The sequence below is a fragment of the Polynucleobacter sp. es-GGE-1 genome (genome assembly GCF_018882005.1).
Taxonomy (GTDB): domain Bacteria; phylum Pseudomonadota; class Gammaproteobacteria; order Burkholderiales; family Burkholderiaceae; genus Polynucleobacter.
In genome coordinates this window covers 1-22,653 of the sequence record NZ_JACVPE010000014.1, presented here as the reverse complement: position 1 = coordinate 22,653, position 22,653 = coordinate 1, and the positions used below count along the sequence as shown (strand labels likewise).

Genomic DNA, 22,653 nt, shown 5'->3' with positions numbered 1-22,653 from the left:
TTTCTAGATTATTGTCTTTTGGCCTGGCAAAGACTCAATTGTCATCAATGACACAGTTATGTGCTCTAATGCGACTCAATATGATTACTGTCGTTATTGCCTCCTATAGGTACGGACACCTTGCAGCGCATTGCATCGAGTCGCTACTTTCTCAAACTACTCCACCTGCAAGGATTTTATTTGTAGATGATGGTGGCTTGGATTGCGATCATTTGCCAAGCATATACCCAGACATTGAATATATATTAAGGAAAGATAATTTAGGTGTTGTAGATAACTTTCAAGACATCCTATCTCAGATCAACACAGAATATGTACTTTTCATAGGCGCTGATAATTGGTTGCGATCAGATGCAATTGATTTGTTATCCAATGCAAGCACCGATATTCTCACTTACGATATTGTCGTTACAGGTGAATTAAAAGAAGAGATCTTAAATAGGGTGCCTGGTGAAACTGTGCCCTATCAAGGAGACCTTTATTGGAATCGCCAATATCAGCATCACGGATCCATGTTGTACCGCACTGCTTTTGGGCAAAAAATTGGTTATAAAAAAAGATATGAAGATGGAATGCATCCCCAAGAGGATTGGAATTTATGGGATGAGATGCTTGAACAAGGTGCTACAGTAAGCAGTCTCAAAGAAGGACTTTTATTCTATAGAAAGCATCGAGAAAATTTTTTGAAATATCCTCATCAATCTTTACAGCCAGAGCAGGCTGACTTTAATTGCGCTCTTGAGGAGTAGGTAGGAAGATATAATTTCCTACGTACCCATCTTTGGGTCAATTGTGATGCAGGTCTTCATTGCTTTTAACTCTATAACCTTTAGCCATTCTGGTTTAACTTTGGGATCCATCACCAACTCATTAACTTGTCGATTGGTCGCATTTTTATTAATGAAGTCAGCTTGGCAAGTGCAGTAGGCTGCAAAGTCCTCTTCGGTAAGGACTTTTCCTTTAATGCCTTGATGTTCCGACACTTGTTCGCGAACACACATCTTTTGATAATCTTTAGAAATTGGCTGAGTAGATGAAGCGTTGTTCATGACCAATAAAAAACTAAACAATAAACTGGCACGGTATAAGGGCACAGTATTTCTCCTTTTTATTCAACCTAAGTGGTAGATATTTTTTCCATAACTGTGCGAAAGACGGTTAAATTCATCTTTCTCTGGGCTAACTTAAGATCATGAGCCTAAAAGGTGGTTTAAATGGCAATTAAAGTAGGCTTTGCGTGCCTCGATTAAAGCTGTTGCCATGTTGTTTAAACACTTCGTCATTTTTTTCATGATTTAAATCCTCCTGATGACAGCGTATTGGTGCTGGCAGCCGAAGAGCAGTCGCTCTAACTGTTGATGGCTGCTGGGATTCTGGCTAATGATGAACTGCTCTAAATCATGATTAATGCTGTGATAAGCAAAAATCTGGTTTAAGAGGCTTAATAATCGTGTCATTTAAGACTCCTCTAACAAAATGTATTAGGGTTTATACGAATTCAGTATGCGCTTAATTTCTCTATGCTGCAGGACAGCAAAAACCCCTTTATAAGTAGTCTTATACGTAAAAACCCTAATAGGTACACAATCAATTTGTCTCTTGACCCTTCAATAAGGTCCTTAAGTCGCCTACAGGCGACTTCTTTTTAAGTCATTTTTGTCGTGTTACTAAACAAGAGGAATTGTTATGCTGAAGTACATCAATAGGTCGCTCGGACAAACTATCAATACCTTAATTGATATCACCGCCTATTCACGCTTTGGTGTTCCAGTAAGAGCAATTGATATAGCTAAGCGTCAGCATCTTTCGTTAAGTCGCATGGAAATTTTGCTCTCAGCGCTTAAGTCTGCGTATTTAATTCGAGCCGCTAAGGGACGTAGGGGTGGATATTACTTAGCTAAAGATCCGCAAAGTATGACAATCAAAGATGTGTTTTCAGCGGTAAATCAATTTAGATCTAGAAAAGTCGTCATTACAGACTTTGCTAAAGAGATCATTGAGTCTTTTGAGTCATACATGCGCGATTGCTTATCTAAAATTACAGTAGCATCGTCAGCAAAAGATCCCAGAACAAGGACTTTTCAAATAGAGACTATCCCGGCGTGGGATTCGCAGAAGTATCAATTGAAAGAGATCCCTAAACAGGGTAAATGGGATACACAAAGCGTTCTGATTACTAAAGCTGAATTACAAAAAACAGAAAAGCTAGGGCCCAACTCCATATTTGATTTTAGTAATTACCTTTAAAAAAGATGAGACAGTTTTATGATGAAATCTTGAGTCACATAAGGGTACATCTGAGATGAGATCTGTGATCGAACGTAGTCAACCCGAATATTCAGTTCATATAGGACGTGAGTTACGCTCTGATCATGCAGGCGAAACAGGTGCCGTCTATATCTACAAAGGAATTATTGCAGTTGCAAAATTACGCAAAGATCAGGAGCTCATTAGTTTCGCCAAGCATCATGGGGTGACTGAGGCAGAGCATTTGCAATTAATAGAGTCGATATTAGAACCAAAGTATCGAAGTCGATTGCTCAGGCCTTGGCGCTTGGCAGGATGGTTGACTGGTGCGATACCAGCCCTATTTGGTAGAAATTCTGTATACGCAACGATTGCCTCTGTTGAGACTTTTGTAGAGCAGCATTACCAGCAACAGATTGACTACCTCCAAAAAAATGGTGGATATGATGAATTACTTAGGCTACTGATACGTTGCCAAGCTGATGAAATCAATCATAAAAATGAAGCAAGCTCAAAGGTCTTTTTTCCCATGCCATTCATTTTAAAAATCTGGTGCGCTTTAGTGAGTAGCGGATCAGCAGTAGCTGTGTTGCTGGCTAGGCAGTTTTAAGGAATATTATGAATATGATTAAACAGCTAAAGGTAAAAATTTAATGATACAGATTCAGGTATGGGCTGACTTTGAATGTCCATACAGCTATTTTCAAACGATCGTTCTCGAAAAGTTACAAGCAAGATACCAAGAGAGGTTAGAAATAGTGTGGAGAGCATTTGAGCTAACTCCGGTTGAGGGAAATATTTTGCCTACACAATCCTATATCGATAATCTTGAGGCTTCTAAGTCTGAGCCCATTGTTGTGCAGGAGAATCTTGAGCTTTTAACCCCAAAGACTCTAAGTTACACATGGCTTGCGCAAGAAAGTGTTTACTTTGCTAATTCGCAGGGTTTATCGCTAAAGCTTGCTAGGGCACTGTTTGATGCATTCTTTTTGCGAGGGCTGGATATCAGTAATGAAGAGGTAGTGATGCAGATTGCTTCCCAAATCGGAATTGATGCCCAACGATTAAAAAATGCACTTGAAAATGGCGAGTTGACCAAACACGTAATGGCTGATGAGCAAGAATTTAAGACCTATGGCTTCCAAGGTTTGCCAGCTATGCTAATTGGTGAGAAAAATTTTTCACCTAGAAGCTTCATGCCCATAACTGGGTATAAAACTGTTGAAGAATTACTTAAGATCTTGCCTAGATAGCGCTTAGTAGAATTAACGCTCACGACTAATCGCTTTTGCGACTAACAGAGTAGCTGCCTGATCTGACAGATACTAAAAATCAATCAGTTTTTTTAATGTCTTCTACGTTTTTTCCATGTATAAGGTTCCCCATTTGAGAACTTACCGCTAGTGATGCCGTCTACTCCGAACTTGCCTGCAATTTCTAGATTATTAAATTTAATCGTAACGAACTCACCAAGCTCCTTAGCCCATTCCATAGCTTCATCAAGCGTCTTAAATTCATACGTTTTCGAATGATGTTCTATTGTTATCACTGTAAGCTCAACGATGTTAATGGGGTTTAGACTGCTTTAGGAGGCTAAAGCAACAATCTCTTGATGTTTACTCTGAAGGGCTAGAGGATCTAAGATTATTCAAAGTCAATGAATCCACTGAGAGTCTTACTCCAAGTGATCCCGATCCGGCGTATACAGGTAATTTTCTAAGGCCAATATCCATTGCTTTAATTTCAGAATATTTTGCACATGCTTCGGTAATGCGGGTCATGAGCCTCTCCTGCGTTTCGTAATGACAATCTTCTGCAAGCCTGTTGATCTCGATAATCAGGGGGTCATAATCAAAAATATTCTGCATCATATCTTTTGAAATCAGAACCAGTTTTGCATCAATCCAAAGCGTTAAATCTAAAAGGTGTTGCTCGGGAATGATCGCACCTGGCCCATAGGTACCAATTTGAGTTTGGAGTTTAAGGTCTCGCAATTCAATGGATGCTAAAGACATTTCTATCCCTTATTAATTAAATGAGGTTGCTTAATGCTAATTTCGTTCGCTAATTTAAAACCGCTGAGCCAAGCGCCTTCAACTCTGCCGCCATTGAGCCAATCGCCACAAAACCCCAGCTTTAAATCCTCTCGGAGTTTAAAGCCTAGAATTGGATTGATATATCCGCTTGCATAACGCCAACGATGAATCGCAATATTAGCCTCATCACAATCAAAACCAAGTTTCTTAGCGCAATCAAGAATCAGCTTAGATGCTTCATCTTTTTCTAACTCAATCGATTCTTGACTCCACTGTGGATTGGCATGAATCGTCCAGGTCTCTGGACCTGTTCGGTTGGGTTTGGAGTTATTTCGAGATATCCAGCTAATAATTTCATCATTTACAAAAGCTGCATCAAATGGAGCATTAGGTTTTCCTGTAAATCTTGCCATCACAGTCCAGCAACCTTGCATATCTACATGATTGGCAATTTCCTCAATTGATTTATCTATTGGTTCAGCAAGGATCTGGGCTTGTGGCGCAGGCATGGCAACAACAAGCCAATCAAATTGTTGCTCAATATCTCCAGTCTCTTGACTATGCAGTAACCACTTACCATTCTCATAAGCAATGCGATCAATAGTTTGATTGAATTGAATGGGTAAACTTTTGGCCAAATATCTTCCTGGTGAATTCATAGCAGGAATGCCGACATAACGTTTTTCAGAAGAGCTGTGCTCATGCCATTGATTGGCCCTATATACCTTTATGCGTGGATTCCAGATAGCAGCTACATCAGCATCCATCCATTTATTAAGCTCCTGAATGAACACGGGATCTCTGGCGGTGAAATACTGCGCCCCGTGGTCTGCTGACCATTCATCTGTATTACGAGTACTCATGCGACCGCTGACCCCACGACTCTTTTCATAGAGTTGAACTTGAAAGCCGAGTGCATTTAATTGGGTTGCACAACTAAGACCAGCTATACCGGCACCAATGATTGCAACAGAGGTCTTTATTGACTGATGCTCAATCATTGTGGACGGTAATTTTTCTAAAGGTTATATTAATACGAGGAGTATGAATAGTTTTGGTTTTGAGTAGTGCGTGCTGCCAAAATTGTTGAGTAGGTGCATGCATGATGAGAGCGCTACCATTTTCTAGAAATAAGGAAGTAGTCGATTTATCTTGTTTGTGTTTAAAAGCAAATTTACGAGGGGCACCTAGGCTTAGCGAAGCAATGGGAGACTGCGCGTTCAGTTCTTTTTCATCATCACTATGCCAGCCCATAGCATCTGTCCCATCATGGTAGAAATTGAGTAAGCAAGAATTAAAGTCTGCTTTGGCAAGCTCTTCTATTTGGCTTTTTATTGCCAACAGTATTGGAGTCCAGGCTTGAGGTTGTTTTTTTACCCCAGAGTAGGTGTAAGCACAATTGGGGTCTCCAACCCAGGCTACTTTGCGACGAGTAATTACCAACTTTCCAAACATCATGAGCTGATCCGCATCCCATTGAAGTGACTGTTGTAACTGATCCATGAGCTTGGCGCTATTGGCCGTGCTTATAAAGCCTGGATGGTAGTGAATGCAACCATCCTTAGGTAATAGATTTAACTTGCTCTGAGTGAGGTCAGCAAGAAATAGAGAGTCTTGATTCATGAAAAGAATTGGACGTCAGCGCCAAGTCAATAAAAACCCTAGAATAGCCTTAATTCTTGTATCTTGATGGGCTCTCACCGATGAATCAGTATCTCTATACCTCGTTTATTACACTATTGACCGTTCTATTGATGTTTGGGTTGACTTTTAATGTTGGTAGAGCAAGGGGTAAATATCAAGTGAAAGCGCCTGCAGTATCTGGGCATGAGCTTTTTGAGCGTGCCTATCGAATCCAGCTAAATACGATTGAAAATGTTCTCATGTTTTTGCCTGCTTTGTGGCTCTATGCCATATTCATCGGAGATAAAGGGGCGGGTGATTCGGGTGTAATTTGGTTAATTGCTAGAGTTTGGTATGCGATTGCCTATCAACTTAATCCCGCTAAGCGCGGACTAGGTTTCTTAATTTCTATTCTTGTGGTGGCAGGTCTATGGACAGGCGCTGCCTATGGAATATTTCACCAGCTGATTAAAGTTTAAGTATGAAAGCTCCAGATAAGCGCTGTTGCGGTTCAGGTGTTTGCATCATTAACGATGCTGGCGAGTGTTGGTGTGGGCAAGTCTGGGATGGTGAAAAAATGGCAGCACCCACTTTAAACTTAAAGCCAAGCGCTCCAAAGAACGTAGAACTAGATTCTAATAAACCTGAGTCTGACTAATAGGGCTACGCTAGAGCGCCTTTGTTTTCAGGATGCCTTGACTAGTAAGTATATAAAAGTAGCTAGCTGAAAAAGATTAATGACTACGCTGGCTCTATGTAGAAAATGGAACTGACGGTTGCGACCATTATCTTTAGCGTTATTGATTTTCCCAGTCAGGTAAAAAAGCGTAAATGCAAAAAATACTACACAAACTGCTAGTAATGCCTTGTTGCTTGAATCCGTCTCTGTAAATACACAGACCAGTGTGATGAATCCCAAAGTTGCGTAGTATTTTGGAAAAAAGTTTCTGACGTATTTGCTGGACCATTCAACTGGTAGCACTTTAAAAACAGTCGGCGCCACAATAACGGTGAAAAAGAGCATGATGCCAACCATGCTAGATAAAAGATAACTTGTAATCATGGTGACTTTTCTAAAAAATTATCCGTAAACCCTACGGAGTGAGTGGGCTGCTACCCCGTCTTTGAGTGCATCTCTAATTGGGATTGCTATTAAATCTATGCCCTTATTTACCAAAATCTTTTCCAGCGTAGATGGAACAGGCTTTTTCAGTTTGGTATGAGCCCAACTGGGGAGGTTGATAAAGCCAGCCTTATTAATTAGTTTTACAAAGGGCTTCGACTGTATATTGCTGGGGAAGTCATCTAAAAGTTGAATGATGCTCTGGGCACGTTCGCCATAGTGAAGCTCTGGAAGATAAGACTCAATCGCTTCCTGCGTTCCTTTAAGAGTATCCGGTAGATTTTGAGCGCCAAGCATTTCACCCAAAGCCTTCATCTCTTTGAAGTATTGATCCTGCTCCTGTCTAGTGAGCTTTGGGTATCGATAGTTTTGGTAGGCCTCCAGAAAACTGAGGGTTTCCGTCAGATGAACCCAGGCCAATAGACGGGGATCAGTTGCAATATACGGCTTTCCAAACTCATCGCTACCATGGATATGTTGATGAATTCGATTGACCTTCTCAATAATCTCATGAGCCATTTGATGGGAGCCATAAGTGGTTGCGGCGATAAAGTAGGCGGTTCTACCTAATCTCCCTTTGAGATCTTTTCTAAAGCTTGAATGATCCCAGACTCCTGCTAAAGCTTGAGGGTGTAGTGCTTGTAGTACTAAGGAGCTAATACCCCCAATCATCATGGAGATAAAGTCTGCATGTACTCTCCAGGCAATAGACTCTGGGCCAAAGAGACCACGATCTCCCTGAGGGGTAAGGAATGCCACAGGCGGTCCGCTACCACCACCTACCATTTCTCGAATCGTTTTACGAATTAGTTCATTGAGCATTGCTTTAATGCATCATGAGATTTCTTAAATCGTCATCTTCAATGATTTCCGTAATGAGATCTAGTCTGATGCGGGGATTGCTTTGCGCTAATAAATGATTTTTCTGTGCAAGAGAGATGGGCAATAGCTCAGCAAGACGGTTTGAGACCCAGCCACAGTCATCAGTCTTAAAAGGTTTTTTAAAAGGGGCATCACCTAATAGGTCTTCACTTTGAATCACTGAAATAATTTGATCTAATAATTGTGCTACTCCATGATGTTCCTGGGGAATTGGCATGAGTGGATCTTTATCTAAAAGCTCTAATTCGCCAATCCAAAGTCCATTGGTCTCTTGTTTGCTCTTGATTAGCTTGAAGCGCTTCGTGCCAAATGACCTCGTCATATAAAGAGCAGGCTGGACAGGGTCAAAATCCTCAATTTGAGCCAGTGTGCCAATCTTTGAGAAGGACAGAGAAACATCTTCTTCGTTAGCATCAGAGTTTTTGATGATGCTCACCACACCAAATTCTGTCTTCTCTCGTAAGCATTGTTTGATCATGTCGAGATAGCGAGCCTCAAAAATCTTCAAAGCAATCACACCATCCGGGAAAAGTACGGTACCTAGTGGAAATAAAGGGATTTTTCGAAAAGAGGAGATGGAATCGTTCATTGGTTCAATTTAATGGATTTATCTCATCTTTGCTGGCGCTCAATAAGGACAAAATGCCCCCACTGTTTTTTCTGGTGATCAGCATCAAATATCGTTTGCGTTTACATTTAGAGCTCAATACTAGGAGATATAAATGATTCAACAGTTTCGTATCAAGCTCGCTCGCTGGATTCTAGGAAAGCATTGCCCATGCTATCAAATGGGTTATCACAATATGGTCGATTTTCAGCAACGAAGTGCTGACCAGTTAGCTAAAGCTCAAGAGCGTAACAAGATTCAATAAATATAGGCTTGCCTAGGATGATCGGGTGTCACAAAGACGCCAGGCTATTAGGATGCTAGTAAAAATCTGAGTGCACAGCAATAAGTATGTGATGCTATTTAAGATCGCAAAGTAGTTTGCAAAAGGCGAGAGCATTACTGGCATTCCATCTTGTAGCGCAGTTTCTCTCAAGTAATCCATCTGAGGTATTAGTAAAAAGCTTGCCCCTGCAACAGAAAGGATCAATATTAGTGAGGGCAGGCGAACTGCCTTCAGATTGCATAAGTCTCGCTTAATTAAGGCGTTGGAGAGGCTTAAGATAATAAATGTGCACCCCAAGAAGTAATACGCGAGATGCTGCATCAAGAGATGCGCCATCATGCCCGCTGCCTGAGAATCCTCTATTAAAAGATAGACAATTAGACAGCTAAGTACTTGAGCAATGATCCCGCCGGCCATTAAACCAGCAAGTAAGCGCAATAAGCGTAGTGGAGGGGAGTATTGGGTGGGGGTACTAGGAACTTCAACCATGGGATAAAAAGGGTTAATTAATGCGCTGCAGCACAAAGTTTGAATCAGTTTCATACTAGCCGTAATCTAACTTTTATACCAAAAACACCATGGAAGTCACTCAAGCAGTCAAGGTAGCCCTGAATACTTTGGTCGATATTGCAAGCCACTCAAGTAACGGTCAATTAGTCACCGTTCCGGAAATAGCCAGAAGACTGCGCATGTCGGTTAGTCGCATTGAGCTATTGCTGAGACCTCTGCGGGAATCTGGACTTGTCATCGGGATTAAGGGGCGAACTGGGGGTTATCAACTTCTAAAAGACCCTCGCATGATTACGATCAAAGACATTGTTTTAGCGATGAATCTCATTAAAAAAAGAAAAGTAGAAGTATCAGATATTGCAAAAGATCTCTATCAGTCGCTCGAGACTTACATGATGAATTGCATTGCTAATGTTACTTTGGCTTCTGCTATTAAGGATTACATTCCACGCTTTAGTGAGGTGCAAACTGCGCCTGAAAGAAAACCCTATTTCCCCACAGAGTCTGAAGTAAAGGCTAAGCAAGAAAAAAGCCCCAAAGGAGAGACTCAAAAAGTTCTAAAGACTTCATTTAAAAAAGTTGAAGAAATCCCACGCGGGCCCAACTCCATTTTTAGTTTTGCAGACTACCTTAATAAAAACTCACCAGCAAACTAAAGTTATCAATTCATTTGGCGTGGATATTCAGCAGGTGTCATACCCTGATTTAGCTTTTGTAGATATTGAAACCACTGGTTCTCATTTTGATCGCGATCGCATTACCGAGATTGGTATCAAAACTCTAGCCAGCAATCAAATTCAGGTATGGGAGCAATTAATCAATCCCCAAACCTTTATTCCGCAAAATATCCAAAGACTGACTGGCATATCACCCCGGATGGTTGAAGATAAGCCAAGCTTTGAGGAGGTGGCGAAAGAGTTAAAGCAAGAGCTTGAGGGGAAAATATTCATAGCCCACAATGCTCGATTTGATTACGGTTTTATCAAAGCATCTTTTAAAAGAATCGGCATAGACTTCAAGCCTAAAGTTTTATGTACGGTAAAGCTTTCAAGATTACTCTTTCCAGAGCAGTCTCGCCATAATCTAGATACCATCATTAACGCTCACCATCTGAAGGTGAGCGCCCGTCATCGTGCGCTAGGCGATGCAGATTTATTGCTCCAGTTTTGGCAAATATGTGAAGCGAAGTTTGGTAAAGAAAAATTGAATGAGCTGATCAATCAGCTGGTTGGCAATCCTAGTCTGCCGCCAAATATAGATAAAGACTTAATAGACTCTATTCCTGATGCTCCAGGCTGCTATATCTTTTATGGGGAAAATAAGGTTCCCTTATATATCGGTAAGAGTATTTCTTTGCGCAGTAGAGTGATGGGTCACTTTCAGGGAGCCTTGACGCAGCGCAAAGAAATGAAGCTCTCTTTGCAAATCCGAGACATTGATTGGATAGAGACTAGTGGTGAGTTAGGCGCCTTAATTTTAGAGTCTAAGCTGATTAAAGAACGTATGCCGAGCATGAACATCAAGCTTCGTCGCTCTAAAGATCTTTGTGCTTGGAGTTTGGAGATAGATTCTGCCGGGAAGCTTAAGCCAGTGCTTGTCAGTCAAAAGGATTTGCTGCCAGGCCTTCAAGATAACCTTTATGGATTGTTCTACAGCAAAAGAGAGGCTCACTCTTATTTAAAAGCAGTAGCTAAAAAGTATCGCTTATGCGAAGTATTGCTAGGAATAGAAAAGGGCGAGGATGGGAAGTCCTGTTTCGGATATCAAGTAAAACAATGTGGTGGTGCTTGTATTGGAATCATGTCTGCTGAAATGCACAATCTTCAGCTGAAGACTGCGATGAATCTATATAAGGTACAAGTCTGGCCCTATGTAGGCCCAATTGCCATCAATGACGGCGGAGAAATGATCGTTCTAGATAAGTGGTGCTATCTCGGTACTGCCATTAATCAAGATGAGCTTTGTGAACTAGCAGAATCGGGAGAGGCTGAATTTGATCTTGATATTTATAAGATAGTGAAAAAGGCTTTGGCTGGACACTATAAAAATCAAGTGATTCAGCTGTAATATTTTTCACTTAAGCATTGCTTTGGGTGATGCTGGGGTAAACGCCTAGAGTAATTATTTTTCGAGCTATCTAGTATGGGTATATGTCTAAGCTAATCGAACTAACTTATGTGAGTGAGCCGGCTCAAAGTATGTCTTTTTTGGGCTTGATGAGACTCTTGTATCACTCCTATTCAAATAATCAAGCATTGGGCATTACTGGGGCGCTCATCTATGAGGACAATAAATTCGGCCAAGTGATTGAGGGGCCTGAAAAAGATATTGAAGCCTTATGGCAAAAGATTCAAAAAGACGGCCGGCATAAAAATGTCCGCTTAATAGAATCTAAGCCCATCAGTGAGCGTAGCTTTAGCAAATGGACGATGGTATTTCAAGGTAGCGAAGAGATTGCTAAAACTCTGCCAGAAGTGAGTGCCGCTATTGAGGATATTGATTTTCCAGCGGGCCATCCGTTGTTAATTGCTCTGAGGAATGCCGGCTAGCACCCGCTTGATCTATTCAAATTTCGATGGGGTATGCAGTTTTCTTTAACTTTGCTCAATCAGTTGTGCGAATGCATTTACGAATGACTCAGGAGGCTGAGCTCCTTGCATAAGATACTGATCGTTCAGAATGATCGCAGGAACAGAGTTAATTCCCGCATTTGTATAAGTAGCTTCTTCTGTGCGGACTTCTTTGGCAAATTCATTATTCTTGAGAACCTCTAGAGCTCTATCTTGATCTAGGCCAGAATGAGTCACTGCATCTAGTAGATTATGTTGATCATCTAAATTCACTGCTAAGCAAAAGTAAGTATTGAGCAATTCTTTCTTGAGGATTGCTTGCTTCTCCAGCCCAAACTCTTGACCTGCCCAATGCAGAAGACGATGAGCGTCAAACGTGTTGTAAACCTTTTTGCGACCTTCTGGATGAAATTCAAATCCTGCCTCTAAAGCTTTGGCTCGAATATTGGCCTGATTGGTTTTGACCTGCTCTGCAGTTAAACCATATTTTTCAGTGAGATGTTCTATAGCATCTTGGCCGCCTTTAGGCATATTAGGGTTGAGTTCGAAGGGGCGAAAATGCACCTCAAAATTTGCCTTATCACTAAGCTGATCAATCGCTTGATTTAGATTGCCTAGACCGACTGCGCACCATGGGCAGGCGATATCAGATACATAATCAATTTTGATGGTTGGTTTCATCATTTGATTCTACAAGTCTATTGGTAGTGAAGTGCTTGGTAAGTCAGTGTTGCCTAAAACAAAATTAAAGGGTGAGAAAGCATTTCTTAAAAGATGTGAAATATCACTGCATAGTTACTGACATGACGCTAATAACTAGCCACTCTTTTCCCCGTATTTTTAAGTTGAATTAATGTAGCCAGCATGCCCAAAATTCTTTGAGTATTTGAATAAATTTCATCTTCCGCACAATTTTGGGGCATGAGTTAAATACCTTCCTGGGACTCAATATGAATTGCTGCATGTTTTGAGTCCCATTTCTTAAAATTCTGATCCTAATTCAATAATCACCATTTTGGTGCGAATCATTTTCATGGGAAGTGGTTTGGTGCGTTGCTGTATCTCCCTGTGATTTTGGCGGGTTAAAAATGACTTATTAACTTTTTTGCTTATTTTTAATGACTAAAACCTCTAGGAGATTCAAATGAATTCATATCGCCCCTTTGATCCTGATAGGCCGTTATTTAGTAGTCGTTGTAGTTGTGGTCGTCATGCATCCGATGCTGAGCATGCCCTTGATTTGTCTGCGAGAGTCGACGAAGAGAAAATGAGTGCTGATTTTGTGGAGGCAAGTCTTGTCAAGGCATTGTTCCCGCAAGAGAGTCGCCGCCGTGCATTTCTAAAAGCGGTTGGTGCTGGCGGTGCAATGAGTGCCTTATCTGGATTCTTGCCTGTAGGTGCCTTACAGGCGATGGCTCAAGAAAAAGCCCCATTAGAAAAGCCTGATCTCAAAATTGGTTTTATTGCGATCACCTGTGCCACCCCTCTTATCATGGCCGATCCCCTAGGTTTTTATAAGAAGCAGGGTCTCAATGTCACACTGAATAAAACTGCTGGCTGGGCGTTAATTCGAGACAAGATGCTGAACAAAGAGCATGATGCCTCTCACTTTTTATCACCAATGCCCATTGCAATGTCTATGGGATTAGGTTCTGATCCCACTCAAATGCGGGTGGCGACTATTCAGAACGTGAATGGCCAGGCTATTACTTTGGCGAATAAGCACAAAGATAATCGTGATCCAAAAAAATGGAAGGGTATGAAATTTGCTGTTCCATTTGAATATTCGATGCACAACTTCTTGTTGCGGTACTACGTATCTCAAGCTGGATTAGATCCTGATAAAGATATCCAGATTCGCGTTACCCCACCTCCAGAAATGGTTGCCAACTTACGTGCTGGCAATATTGATGGATTCCTGGGGCCTGATCCATTTAATCAACGCGCCGTTTATGACGAGGTTGGCTTCATCCATATCTTGACTAAAGAAATCTGGGATGGACACCCTTGTTGTGCATTTGGAACATCTGAAGACTTTATTAAGAAAAATCCAAATACCTTTGCAGCGCTCTATCGTGCTGTATTGAATGCCTCAACCATGGCGCGCGATCCCGCTAATAGACCGCTCATTGCAAAAGTGATTTCGCCAGCCAACTACTTAAATCAACCAGAAACAGTTGTTATGCAAGTGTTGACCGGAAAATTTGCTGATGGTCTTGGCAATGTTCAAAACGTTCCTGACCGAATTGATTTCAACCCAATTCCCTGGTACTCAATGGCGACTTGGATGCTGACCCAAATGCAGCGCTGGGGTTATGTCAAGGGTGATGTCAATTACAAGGACATCTCTGAAAAAGTATTCCTGCTGACCGACGCTAAAAAGTATATGGGGGAGACTGGCATTGCTGTTCCAGCTCTGGCAAAAGCAGGTTATAAAAAAGACAAGATCATGGGCAAAGAGTTTGATCCAAGTCAGCCTGCTGCTTATTTGAAATCTTTCCAGTGAGTCAGAGATAAACATGAATAAGCTTTCTATCAAAGTTCGTGGAGCCATACTTTCGGTTGCCATTTTGGTTTTTGCATTATTGCTTTGGCATATCGCAACTGCCCCAAAAGTAGTTTCTACTCCAGTAGTCAGTACAGGCACCAGTGAGTATCAAGCCCTGATGGGGCAGGGTGGCGGGGTTTCTGTGGAGAAGTCTGGATTTCCAACGCTAACCCAAATGGGAGAAACCTTTTATAAGCAACTTTCAAGCCCTTTTTATGACAATGGTCCTAACGACAAGGGGATTGGTATTCAGCTTGCATATTCCTTAGCTCGAGTTGGGCTTGGCTTTTTGCTTGCAATGTTAGTAGCTATTCCTTTCGGCTTCTTAATTGGGATGTCGCCATTGGCATATGAGGCATTTAATCCGTTTATCCAAATCCTCAAGCCTATTTCTCCCTTAGCGTGGATGCCAATAGCGCTGTATACGATTAAAGATTCATCCATCTCCGGCATCTTTGTGATCTTTATTTGTTCAGTATGGCCCATGCTGCTCAATACAGCATTTGGTGTGGCCAATGTTCGCAAAGAATTATTAAACGTCACTAAGACTCTGGAAGTTTCTCCTTTCCGAAAAGCTTTTTTAGTGATCTTGCCAGCAGCTGCACCAACGATTTTGACTGGAATGCGAATCTCAATGGGCATTGCATGGCTGGTGATTGTTGCCGCAGAGATGCTTGTTGGTGGCACCGGAATTGGCTATTTCTTATGGAATGAATGGAACAACCTATCTATCTCCAGCGTAATTTTTGCCATTGTGATGATTGGACTAGTTGGGATGATTTTAGATATGGCATTTGCAAGATTACAGAAGGCAGTTTCTTATGCAGAATGAAAATTCATTTTTAAAAGTTGAGAGTCTAAGTAAGTCATACAAGACGGATGCGCCACCAGTATTCGAGGGTATCAATTTTGAAATTGAGCGCGGAGAGTTTGTTTGCATCATTGGCCATTCGGGCTGTGGCAAGACAACGATTTTGAACGTGCTGGCTGGTCTTGAAGATGCTAGCAGTGGTTATGCTTATATGCTGGGTCGAGAAATTAATGGCCCAAGCCTTGATCGTGGCGTTGTATTTCAGGGGCACGCATTAATGCCTTGGATGACGGTCTTGCAAAATGTTGCCTTTGCGGTGAAGTCTAAGTACCCAGATTGGTCAAAGCAGCAGATTTCGGATCACTCTAAAAAGTACTTGGCAATGGTTGGGCTCGTTAATGCTGAAAATAAGAAGCCTTCTGAGTTATCTGGTGGCATGAAACAAAGGGTTGGTATCGCCAGGGCTTTTGCAATTGAACCAAAAATGCTTTTGTTAGATGAGCCCTTTGGTGCATTGGATGCCCTGACGCGTGGGGTGATTCAGGATGAGTTGCTCAAAATTTGTAGCGAAACTAAGCAAACAGTCTTCATGATTACGCATGATGTGGACGAAGCGATTTTACTCTCCGACAAAATTATGTTGATGAGTAATGGGCCGAATGCAAGGATCGCCGAAATCGTCATCAATACATTGCCTAAGGATCGAAAGAGGGCAAGCTTGCACCATGATCCGATGTATTACCCCATGCGAAATCACTTGGTTGATTTTTTAGTCAATCGTTCTAAGGATTTGCAGGCTAAAGGATCTGCTGGAGGTTTAGACGGCTACCAGCCAATCTTGGTATGCCCAGGTCTACAAACCCCAGTGACTCAATAAATTCAAACTTAAAACTTAGGAGAAAAAGATGGATCGTTCAGTAGTGACACAGAAAATTATCGAAGCCAAAGTTCGTAAAGGCATGAAGTGGAGTGATATTGCCAAAGCAATTGGTGAGTCAAAGGAATGGGTGACTGCAGGCTGCTTAGGCCAAATGACCTTTACTAAAGCACAGGCTGAAGCTGCTGGTAAGTTATTTGACTTGACCGATGAAGAAATGGCTTGGTTGCAAATTGTTCCTTATAAAGGCTCTTTACCAACTGCAGTGCCAACCGATCCACTGATCTATCGTTGGTATGAAATTGTGAGCGTATATGGCACCACGATCAAAGAGTTGATCCATGAAGAATTTGGCGATGGGATTATGAGTGCGATTGATTTCTCAATGGATATCCAACGCGAACCAGATCCAAAAGGTGATCGTGTGCAGGTAGTGCTATCAGGTAAGTACCTTTCTTATAAGACTTACTAATCAAACTAGTCTCTTAGTAAGCCACCTTCGGGTGGCTTTTTTATTGGAGTATTCTTAGTAAGAAATGACTTAACAATAGAGATTACGCATGTCAGATGGGATTGATTTCAAAGCACTGGTGAGCCATATTGGCGAGGCTGTGATTATTTCGGATCGAGATGAAAATATCTTGTTCTGGAATGCTTCCGCTGAGCGAATTTTTGGCTATAGCCATGATGAAGTCTTAGGAAAAACACTCAGCATCATTACACCTGAGCGTTTTAGGGAGCGCCATTCTAAAGGCTACTTTCATACCATGGAAACGGGCAAAACGAAGTATGGCAATACTTTGCTGCGGGTTCCAGCAGTGCATAAAGATGGTAGATCTATTTCAATTGCCTTTTCAGTCACGATGATTTTTGATGATCAGAATCAGCCTATGGCGATTGCAGCCATTATTCGCGATGAAACAGAACGATTCCAAGAAGAGCGCAAACTCAAAGAAAAGTTAGCCACCTACGAGAAGAATCATTAAGCCAACAAGTATTGCTGTTGGTAATTCTTAAACACTTTTCTTCATCAAATCACTGATCTCGCGAGCTTGATTCGATAGTTTGACCGCTTCTGCTGCTGAATCAGCCGCCAACCGAGAGGCATCAGCTGCTTCACTCGAGGCTTTGAGAAGCGCTTCTTCAGCGTGTTGAGAAACCGCAGCAGCTGCAGCTGCCGCAGCGGCTGCAGCTGCTCCAGCTGACTCGATCGCCGCTATTGCGGCAGATACTGCTGCTTTAACTGAAGACTCCACTACCGCTAAAAATGATTTGTCTTTGGAGGCGAGTTCTGCAGCATTCATGGCATTTAAAGCGGCTAGTCTGGATTGCTCAGCTGCTTTGGCAGCTCGCTTAGATGCCTCTGCAGATTGCAAGGTCAGTTCTTTAAGGGATGAGAGGGCCTCCTTATAGTTTTTGCTCACGCCTTTATAGGTGTTACGCAGATCTTCTAAATCTGCTTGCATTGTTTCTAATTTTTGATAAACCTGTTCAAGACTTTGAGTCATGGCGCTCTCCGGGGTGCTTTTTAATCGCTGCTAGAGATTAACATCAAAAATACAAGCTACCTCATACTTTTTCTTTATCTTTAATGATAAAAATCTCTTCTGTGGTTTCAGTGAAGGCATTAATAATGTCGATAAATTTTTTGGTCGGTTTAACGTATTTGATCCGTTTATCCAGTAGATCAGGGTAATGCTCGATCCAGCCATCATCGATAAAGCGTTGGTAGTGAGATCTGACTGCTGTTGAAGAATGAGGCAGAGATGCAAAGAGCTGCTTAATCGTAATATGCCCATTGGCATAGTTATGAATCGAGAGTAGCAAAATCAGATCATAGGCAATCAAAGAATTTTCAATCGGAAGATTTTCTTGGACCCACTTCCGTAATCTAAAGATAGACTCGATCAGAAGTGGATGGTTTTCACTGAACATGCCTTACTCTAAGGCTAATAACTCTTAATTGGTAGTGAAACAAGCTTTTAATTTAAAAGCTTTTTTAAGCATCTTTATATTATTGCTAATAACTAGAAGCTTTCTGATACTGAGGGTGCTTATTGACGTAATCCCCGTTCAAAGTGGTTTTCATCCTTTTGGTGATGATCTTTTATGGGATAGAAAGCATAAGCACACTCCTAATGAAATTAATTCACTCCACACCCATTGCCTGTTTTTTAAATGCGGTTGCCTCCTTACCTACCAATAGTCCTAGTACCAGATTAGATTGGCTTGAAGAGCAATTATTAAACTATATCTTTCTTGCTACTGCCAGAGGCGAACGTTTGTTAGTAGGTCAGATAATTTTATTAAAGCAATTTGGATCGCAAGCCACCTTACATGGTCGCCTAAAGAATTTAGTTAGAAAAGGCTATATACGTTTACTTGAAGATAAAGAGGATGGCCGCAGAAAGCTCGTTCACTTAACGGCCAAAGCAGATAACCACTATGAACAATTATCTAAATGCCTCATTTCGGCACTCAAGAAGTGAGACTTTAAAAATACCCAAAAAGACCATTTATTGAATAGCGGGTGGTTTTCTGATGTATTCAAACAGCATCGTCTGGCTGAGTGCGGGTATTTACTAGTGATACCCCATCCTCTTTATTGTATAAATTGATGTTAATTAGAAAAAACCTAGACTTGATTCTAAACAATCTAGGAAGACGTGAGACATTCTGTTTTTTAAAATTTCATCATGGGAAATGAAGCACATGACACAAATTACTTTACTAGTGAATGGAAAGAGTAAATCTATTAATGTAGATGATGACATTCCATTGTTATATGCATTACGTGACGACCTTGGTATGAAAGGTCCCAAATTTGGTTGTGGCTTAGGTCAGTGCGGAGCTTGTACGGTGCAGGTAGACGGGCAGGCGGTGAGGTCCTGCGTTACTCCCGCCAAGAGTGTGAGCGGCAAAAAAATCACCACGCTTGAGGGCTTAGGTAGCACTCAAAAACCCAGCAAACTTCAACAGGCTTTTATTGATGAGCAGGCAGCACAGTGCGGCTACTGTCTGAATGGCATGATTATGACGGCCTCAGCCTTTTTGGCCAAAAATAAAAACCCCAGTGATGCGCAGATTACCGAAGCGATGTCTGGTAATTTATGTCGATGTGGTACCCATCAGCGCATTGTTGCAGCCGTGAAGCGCTATTTAGCAGCTTAATTTCCTCAATTCCTTGAGATCAGGTATTTATATGAATACATTTACACGCCGTGAATTTTTAAAGACCAGCACCGCTGGTGTATTGATGGTCAGCTTCTCCTTGAGTGTAGAAGCTGCTCCGACGAATCAGTATGGTTTAAGAGATCCTAAAGAAGTCAGTAGAGAGGCCGTTGACTCTTGGTTAAGTATTGATCAGAACGGTAAGGTCACCATTTTTTCTGGCAAAGTAGATTTAGGAACTGGTGTGAAGACTGCTCTAGCACAAATGGCTGCGGATGAGCTCTATGTTCCATTTGGCAGTATTGAAATGGTGATGGGTGATACAGCCACCACCCCAGATCAATGGATTACGGGCGGTGCGATTTCTATTTCTCAGGGCGGTACTGAATTGCGTCAAGCTGCTGCTAATGCGAGACAAGCTCTGTTAGAGAGGGCTGCTACTAAATGGCAAATACCCGTTTCAGAATTAATGGTGAGATCTGGCGTTATTTTCCCCATCAGCAATCCAGGTCAAAAGGCGACTTACGGTAGTCTGATTGGTGAAGGATTCAAGATCAAGGTAGACACTAAAGTTCCCTTGAAAAAATATACCGAATACCGAGTTGTGGGTAAATCTATTCCACGCGTTGATATTCCGAGCAAGGTCACTGGCGAATATGTCTATATGCATGATTTCAGGTTGCCTGGCATGCTGCATGCTCGCGTTATTCGTCCAGATTCGATTGGTGCTAAGTTAGAAAGCCATGACGACGCATCCTTGAAGAACATTAAAGGCTATGTCCAAACAGTCCGCAAAGGCGATTACCTCGCTGTGATATCGACCACAGAGTGGGGCGCTGTCAAGGCGGCTCGCGATCTCAAGGTATCTTGGAAAAAGGGACCCGATTTACCAAAGAAAGAAACTATCTTTCAAGAGTGGCGACAAATGCCGCTTGCAAAGGAAGAGGTAACCCAGAAGGTGGGAGATGTTAATAGCGTGATTGGTTTAGGCGCTAAAAATATCAAAGCTACCTACAATTTTCCTGTGCAGACACACGCCTCAATTGGCCCATCTTGTGCGGTAGCTGATTATCAGAATGGAAAACTGACGGTGTGGAGCGCCTCTCAGGCAACCCATTCAATGCAGCATGAGTTAGCAGTCATTACTGGTTTACCAAAAGATTCAATTCGCCTGATCTATCTAGATGGTTCTGGTTGTTACGGTCGCAATGGGCATGAAGATGCTACTGCCGACGCTGCCTTAGCTGCTATTGCGCTAGGTAAGCCTGTACGCATGCAGTGGATGCGTCATGATGAAACTGCACTCGCACCAAAGAGTCCACCAAGAACGATGGACTTCGAAGCCAGTTTGGATAGCAAGGGAAATATTATTAGCTGGAAGAGTGATTTTTATATCGCCCTGAATCACATTGCATTTATGAAGCCTTTAGATTTTCCATTGCTTGCTGCTACCGATACGGGAGTTCCTCGTCCTGGAAATTGGGTAGGCTTCCTCTTTCAAAATACTGGGGCACCCTATGCAGTGCCTAATATTTCAGTCAATACCAAACATATTGCGCAAACTTTCTTAAGATCTTCCCATCTCAGAAGCCCCGGAAGAATTGAGAATAGCTTTGGTAATGAATCTTTTATTGATGAGCTTGCTATCTCTAGTAATGCTGATCCTGCGGAGTATCGTATCAAGAATTTAACGGATCCTAGAGCTATTGCAGTGATCCGTGCGGCGATGAAGTCTTCGGGCTGGCAAAGTCGGGATCCAGCATATAAGTCTAATCAAGGCAGCAATATCGCTAAGGGTCGTGGCATTGCTTATGTGAGATACAACAACGCTATTACCTATGTTGCTACAGTTGCTGATGTAGAGGTTAATCGAGAGACTGGCAAGATTTTGGTTAAGAATTTGTATGTTGCACATGATTGCGGTCAAATCATTAATCCTGATGGTGTGCAAAATCAAATTCAGGGTGGTGCAATACAAACGGTCAGCCGTGTATTAATGGAGGAAGTGAAGTGGAAGGGCAGCGATATTGAGAGTGTTGACTGGGCCTCTTACCCAATTATTCGCTTCAATGAAGTTCCTAAAGTCCATACCGTGTTGATTGACCAACCTGGTACACCTTCATGGGGCGCGGGAGAGCAAACCCCAACAACCATTCCTGCAGCCATTGCTAATGCAGTATTTGATGCGGTAGGTGTGAGACTGAGAACGATTCCATTTACGCCAGAGTCGGTCAAGACCGCAATGAAGGAGCAGTCATCAGCTAAAGCATGAAATCATTCAACTGAAAGCTGCTAACAAACTATTTTAGAGTTTAGAGCCTATTCATAACTTTCCAACAGATTGTTCTAATAGGTTCCAACCCGTTTTTCCAAAATGCTCGCGCCATCTTCCGTAGAAGCCATCGCCTAGCTTATCTTTAAAGCTTTGGATATTGGCTTGATTGAATTTTTGACCACGCTCTGTAAGAGTGACCTCAAGTTGCTTATTTAAATTATTGGTATAGGTTCTTTGTAGGGAAACATATTTTTTGACATTCCTGAGAACTACTTCTTGAACGTCACTTGGCAGCGATTTCCAGAATTTCTGATTAGCCAAGAGATTAAATCCAGACCACATGTGATTTGTAATAGATTGATTGTTGCTGACCTCATACAGCTTATTGACTTCAGTGATGACGAGAGGATTTTCCTGCCCATCAACCTTACGAGTCTTCATTGATTCATAGAGTTCTCGAATATTTACGGTGACAGGTGTTGCCCCAAGAGAGCTAAATAGATCGCGAAACATTTCACCATCGGGAACTCTAATGCGCATTCCAGATAAATCGGCTGGAGTATAGATTGCCTTATCAATCATTCCAATTTGCCTAAATCCATTTTCTAGTAGTCCGTATTGAAATCGATAGATTCCTTTTGCTGCGCATTCTTTTGCTATGTATTCACCTAGGGATCCGTCATTAGCAGCATAGACCTGAGCGTTATTTTGGAAAGCGAAGGGGATGCCTTGGATCTCTGCAATGGGCACTACTTTTCCTAAGATTCCGCCCATGAGAGTAAAGAACTCCAGATCTCCACGCTGCAGCATATCTAAGGCCTGAGGGTCTGATCCTGAAATTTGATTGTTCTGGGCATAAACTGTAATTTGTAATTGCCCATTGGTTTCTCGAGCGACAGCAGACCACATATCCACCAAAAAAGAATGTTGGTGGCTGATTGCAGGTTGATTATGGTACTGACCTGTCCTGGGATTTTCAGACCAAAAGCTTTTAGAGATAATGACTCCTTCAACCTAAGGAGCAGGTATGAAGAGAGTACGGTTTTCAGACGAACAGATTGTTCGGATATTGCAAGAGGCAGATCGT

General features: G+C 41.9%; 32 protein-coding genes. 18 read left to right on the top strand and 14 right to left on the bottom strand.

All coding sequences use genetic code 11. The features are described 5' to 3' along the window. Window positions 1–80 precede the first annotated feature (80 nt). Entirely contained in the window at window positions 81–749 is a 669-nt protein-coding gene (locus ICN35_RS11165) for a glycosyltransferase family A protein (RefSeq protein ID WP_216127653.1), read from the top strand. 18 nt (window positions 750–767) lie between these two features. On the opposite strand, the gene ICN35_RS11160 is transcribed toward ICN35_RS11165, so the two are convergent. Then, entirely contained in the window at window positions 768–1,094 is a 327-nt protein-coding gene (locus ICN35_RS11160; RefSeq protein WP_216127650.1) for a hypothetical protein, read from the bottom strand. Between the two features lie 201 nt (window positions 1,095–1,295). Next, entirely contained in the window at window positions 1,296–1,457 is a 162-nt protein-coding gene (locus tag ICN35_RS11155; protein ID WP_216127647.1) for a hypothetical protein, read from the bottom strand. Between the two features lie 229 nt (window positions 1,458–1,686). On the opposite strand from ICN35_RS11155, the gene ICN35_RS11150 reads away from it, so the two are divergent. From ICN35_RS11150 to ICN35_RS11140, 3 genes are read left to right on the top strand one after another with little or no spacing between them, the layout of a single operon-like run. Next, entirely contained in the window at window positions 1,687–2,247 is a 561-nt protein-coding gene (locus tag ICN35_RS11150; protein ID WP_216127643.1) for an Rrf2 family transcriptional regulator, read from the top strand. 55 nt (window positions 2,248–2,302) lie between these two features. Beyond that, complete coding sequence (locus ICN35_RS11145; protein ID WP_216127641.1) at window positions 2,303–2,857, top strand: demethoxyubiquinone hydroxylase family protein; 555 nt, start codon at window positions 2,303–2,305, stop codon at window positions 2,855–2,857. Between the two features lie 43 nt (window positions 2,858–2,900). Further along, entirely contained in the window at window positions 2,901–3,500 is a 600-nt protein-coding gene (locus ICN35_RS11140; protein WP_216127638.1) for a DsbA family protein, read from the top strand. A gap of 92 nt (window positions 3,501–3,592) precedes the next feature. On the opposite strand, the gene ICN35_RS11135 is transcribed toward ICN35_RS11140, so the two are convergent. From ICN35_RS11135 to ICN35_RS11120, 4 genes are all read right to left on the bottom strand, one after another. Next, window positions 3,593–3,739: a hypothetical protein gene (locus ICN35_RS11135; protein ID WP_216127635.1), complete on the bottom strand. Its 147-nt coding sequence runs from the start codon at window positions 3,737–3,739 to the stop codon at window positions 3,593–3,595. Between the two features lie 124 nt (window positions 3,740–3,863). Then, window positions 3,864–4,262: a dihydroneopterin aldolase gene (locus tag ICN35_RS11130; RefSeq protein WP_216127631.1), complete on the bottom strand. Its 399-nt coding sequence runs from the start codon at window positions 4,260–4,262 to the stop codon at window positions 3,864–3,866. A 2-nt stretch (window positions 4,263–4,264) separates the two neighbouring features. Beyond that, window positions 4,265–5,284: an NAD(P)/FAD-dependent oxidoreductase gene (locus tag ICN35_RS11125; RefSeq protein WP_216127629.1), complete on the bottom strand. Its 1,020-nt coding sequence runs from the start codon at window positions 5,282–5,284 to the stop codon at window positions 4,265–4,267. Beyond that, window positions 5,277–5,906, bottom strand: coding sequence for an alpha-ketoglutarate-dependent dioxygenase AlkB (locus ICN35_RS11120; RefSeq protein WP_216127627.1), 630 nt, complete (start codon window positions 5,904–5,906; stop codon window positions 5,277–5,279). The genes ICN35_RS11125 and ICN35_RS11120 overlap by 8 nt, the downstream gene beginning before the upstream one ends. An 80-nt stretch (window positions 5,907–5,986) precedes the next feature. Here ICN35_RS11120 and ICN35_RS11115 point away from each other — a divergent pair, with 80 nt between their 5' ends. After that, window positions 5,987–6,385: an MAPEG family protein gene (locus ICN35_RS11115; protein ID WP_216127626.1), complete on the top strand. Its 399-nt coding sequence runs from the start codon at window positions 5,987–5,989 to the stop codon at window positions 6,383–6,385. Between the two features lie 2 nt (window positions 6,386–6,387). After that, window positions 6,388–6,564 (top strand): hypothetical protein, encoded by a 177-nt coding sequence (locus tag ICN35_RS11110; protein WP_216127623.1) that lies wholly within the window; start codon window positions 6,388–6,390, stop codon window positions 6,562–6,564. Window positions 6,565–6,591: 27 nt separating this feature from the next. Here ICN35_RS11110 and ICN35_RS11105 read toward each other — a convergent pair whose 3' ends face one another. From ICN35_RS11105 to ICN35_RS11095, 3 genes are read right to left on the bottom strand one after another with little or no spacing between them, the layout of a single operon-like run. After that, a complete protein-coding gene (locus ICN35_RS11105; protein ID WP_216127620.1) occupies window positions 6,592–6,969 on the bottom strand; it encodes a DUF4149 domain-containing protein in 378 nt (125 codons plus the stop codon). A gap of 18 nt (window positions 6,970–6,987) precedes the next feature. Then, window positions 6,988–7,851, bottom strand: coding sequence for an oxygenase MpaB family protein (locus tag ICN35_RS11100; RefSeq protein ID WP_216127618.1), 864 nt, complete (start codon window positions 7,849–7,851; stop codon window positions 6,988–6,990). A 4-nt stretch (window positions 7,852–7,855) separates the two neighbouring features. Next, on the bottom strand, window positions 7,856–8,500 hold the full coding sequence (locus ICN35_RS11095) for an LON peptidase substrate-binding domain-containing protein (RefSeq protein WP_216127616.1): 645 nt from the start codon (window positions 8,498–8,500) through the stop codon (window positions 7,856–7,858). Between the two features lie 133 nt (window positions 8,501–8,633). On the opposite strand from ICN35_RS11095, the gene ICN35_RS11090 reads away from it, so the two are divergent. After that, on the top strand, window positions 8,634–8,783 hold the full coding sequence (locus tag ICN35_RS11090; protein ID WP_216127614.1) for a hypothetical protein: 150 nt from the start codon (window positions 8,634–8,636) through the stop codon (window positions 8,781–8,783). A gap of 12 nt (window positions 8,784–8,795) precedes the next feature. On the opposite strand, the gene ICN35_RS11085 is transcribed toward ICN35_RS11090, so the two are convergent. Beyond that, complete coding sequence (locus tag ICN35_RS11085) at window positions 8,796–9,347, bottom strand: DUF4149 domain-containing protein (protein WP_216127612.1); 552 nt, start codon at window positions 9,345–9,347, stop codon at window positions 8,796–8,798. Window positions 9,348–9,382: 35 nt separating this feature from the next. Here ICN35_RS11085 and ICN35_RS11080 point away from each other — a divergent pair, with 35 nt between their 5' ends. The 3 genes from ICN35_RS11080 to ICN35_RS11070 all read left to right on the top strand — a co-directional run bounded on the left by ICN35_RS11080 (window position 9,383) and on the right by ICN35_RS11070 (window position 11,863). Continuing rightward, window positions 9,383–9,970: an Rrf2 family transcriptional regulator gene (locus ICN35_RS11080; RefSeq protein ID WP_216127609.1), complete on the top strand. Its 588-nt coding sequence runs from the start codon at window positions 9,383–9,385 to the stop codon at window positions 9,968–9,970. Window positions 9,971–9,989: 19 nt separating this feature from the next. Next, window positions 9,990–11,381 carry an exonuclease domain-containing protein gene (locus ICN35_RS11075; protein WP_216127606.1) on the top strand — a complete coding sequence of 464 codons (1,392 nt, stop codon included), beginning with the start codon at window positions 9,990–9,992 and terminating at the stop codon, window positions 11,379–11,381. 83 nt (window positions 11,382–11,464) lie between these two features. Continuing rightward, window positions 11,465–11,863, top strand: coding sequence for a BLUF domain-containing protein (locus ICN35_RS11070; RefSeq protein ID WP_215295617.1), 399 nt, complete (start codon window positions 11,465–11,467; stop codon window positions 11,861–11,863). A 45-nt stretch (window positions 11,864–11,908) separates the two neighbouring features. Here the strand turns inward: ICN35_RS11070 and ICN35_RS11065 are convergent, their stop codons facing one another. Continuing rightward, window positions 11,909–12,565, bottom strand: coding sequence for a DsbA family oxidoreductase (locus tag ICN35_RS11065; RefSeq protein WP_216127665.1), 657 nt, complete (start codon window positions 12,563–12,565; stop codon window positions 11,909–11,911). A gap of 463 nt (window positions 12,566–13,028) precedes the next feature. Here ICN35_RS11065 and ICN35_RS11060 point away from each other — a divergent pair, with 463 nt between their 5' ends. The 5 genes from ICN35_RS11060 to ICN35_RS11040 all read left to right on the top strand — a co-directional run bounded on the left by ICN35_RS11060 (window position 13,029) and on the right by ICN35_RS11040 (window position 17,106). Beyond that, window positions 13,029–14,390: a CmpA/NrtA family ABC transporter substrate-binding protein gene (locus ICN35_RS11060; RefSeq protein WP_216127604.1), complete on the top strand. Its 1,362-nt coding sequence runs from the start codon at window positions 13,029–13,031 to the stop codon at window positions 14,388–14,390. Window positions 14,391–14,403: 13 nt separating this feature from the next. Next, window positions 14,404–15,264, top strand: coding sequence for a nitrate ABC transporter permease (ntrB, locus tag ICN35_RS11055; RefSeq protein WP_215295613.1), 861 nt, complete (start codon window positions 14,404–14,406; stop codon window positions 15,262–15,264). Beyond that, window positions 15,254–16,120: an ABC transporter ATP-binding protein gene (locus ICN35_RS11050; RefSeq protein ID WP_215318705.1), complete on the top strand. Its 867-nt coding sequence runs from the start codon at window positions 15,254–15,256 to the stop codon at window positions 16,118–16,120. The genes ntrB and ICN35_RS11050 overlap by 11 nt, the downstream gene beginning before the upstream one ends. 28 nt (window positions 16,121–16,148) lie before the next feature. Beyond that, window positions 16,149–16,592 (top strand): cyanase, encoded by a 444-nt coding sequence (gene cynS / locus ICN35_RS11045; RefSeq protein WP_215295609.1) that lies wholly within the window; start codon window positions 16,149–16,151, stop codon window positions 16,590–16,592. An 88-nt stretch (window positions 16,593–16,680) separates the two neighbouring features. Further along, the gene (locus ICN35_RS11040) at window positions 16,681–17,106 is read left to right on the top strand and encodes a PAS domain S-box protein (RefSeq protein ID WP_216127602.1); all 426 of its coding nucleotides are present in this window, start codon (window positions 16,681–16,683) and stop codon (window positions 17,104–17,106) included. A 27-nt stretch (window positions 17,107–17,133) separates the two neighbouring features. On the opposite strand, the gene ICN35_RS11035 is transcribed toward ICN35_RS11040, so the two are convergent. Together ICN35_RS11035 and ICN35_RS11030 are read right to left on the bottom strand one after the other, a co-directional pair. Next, window positions 17,134–17,628, bottom strand: a complete 495-nt coding sequence (locus ICN35_RS11035) for a hypothetical protein (protein WP_216127600.1) — start codon at window positions 17,626–17,628, stop codon at window positions 17,134–17,136. A gap of 61 nt (window positions 17,629–17,689) precedes the next feature. Continuing rightward, window positions 17,690–18,055, bottom strand: a complete 366-nt coding sequence (locus ICN35_RS11030; RefSeq protein WP_216127598.1) for a hypothetical protein — start codon at window positions 18,053–18,055, stop codon at window positions 17,690–17,692. Between the two features lie 203 nt (window positions 18,056–18,258). Here ICN35_RS11030 and ICN35_RS11025 point away from each other — a divergent pair, with 203 nt between their 5' ends. The 3 genes from ICN35_RS11025 (at window position 18,259) to ICN35_RS11015 (ending at window position 21,563) form a co-directional block, all read left to right on the top strand. After that, window positions 18,259–18,609, top strand: a complete 351-nt coding sequence (locus tag ICN35_RS11025; protein WP_216127597.1) for a winged helix DNA-binding protein — start codon at window positions 18,259–18,261, stop codon at window positions 18,607–18,609. Between the two features lie 223 nt (window positions 18,610–18,832). Continuing rightward, complete coding sequence (locus tag ICN35_RS11020; protein ID WP_215295600.1) at window positions 18,833–19,291, top strand: (2Fe-2S)-binding protein; 459 nt, start codon at window positions 18,833–18,835, stop codon at window positions 19,289–19,291. A 31-nt stretch (window positions 19,292–19,322) separates the two neighbouring features. Continuing rightward, window positions 19,323–21,563, top strand: a complete 2,241-nt coding sequence (locus ICN35_RS11015; protein WP_216127596.1) for a xanthine dehydrogenase family protein molybdopterin-binding subunit — start codon at window positions 19,323–19,325, stop codon at window positions 21,561–21,563. Window positions 21,564–21,614: 51 nt separating this feature from the next. On the opposite strand, the gene ICN35_RS11010 is transcribed toward ICN35_RS11015, so the two are convergent. Further along, entirely contained in the window at window positions 21,615–22,565 is a 951-nt protein-coding gene (locus ICN35_RS11010) for a TRAP transporter substrate-binding protein (RefSeq protein WP_370625686.1), read from the bottom strand. Window positions 22,566–22,653 lie beyond the last annotated feature (88 nt).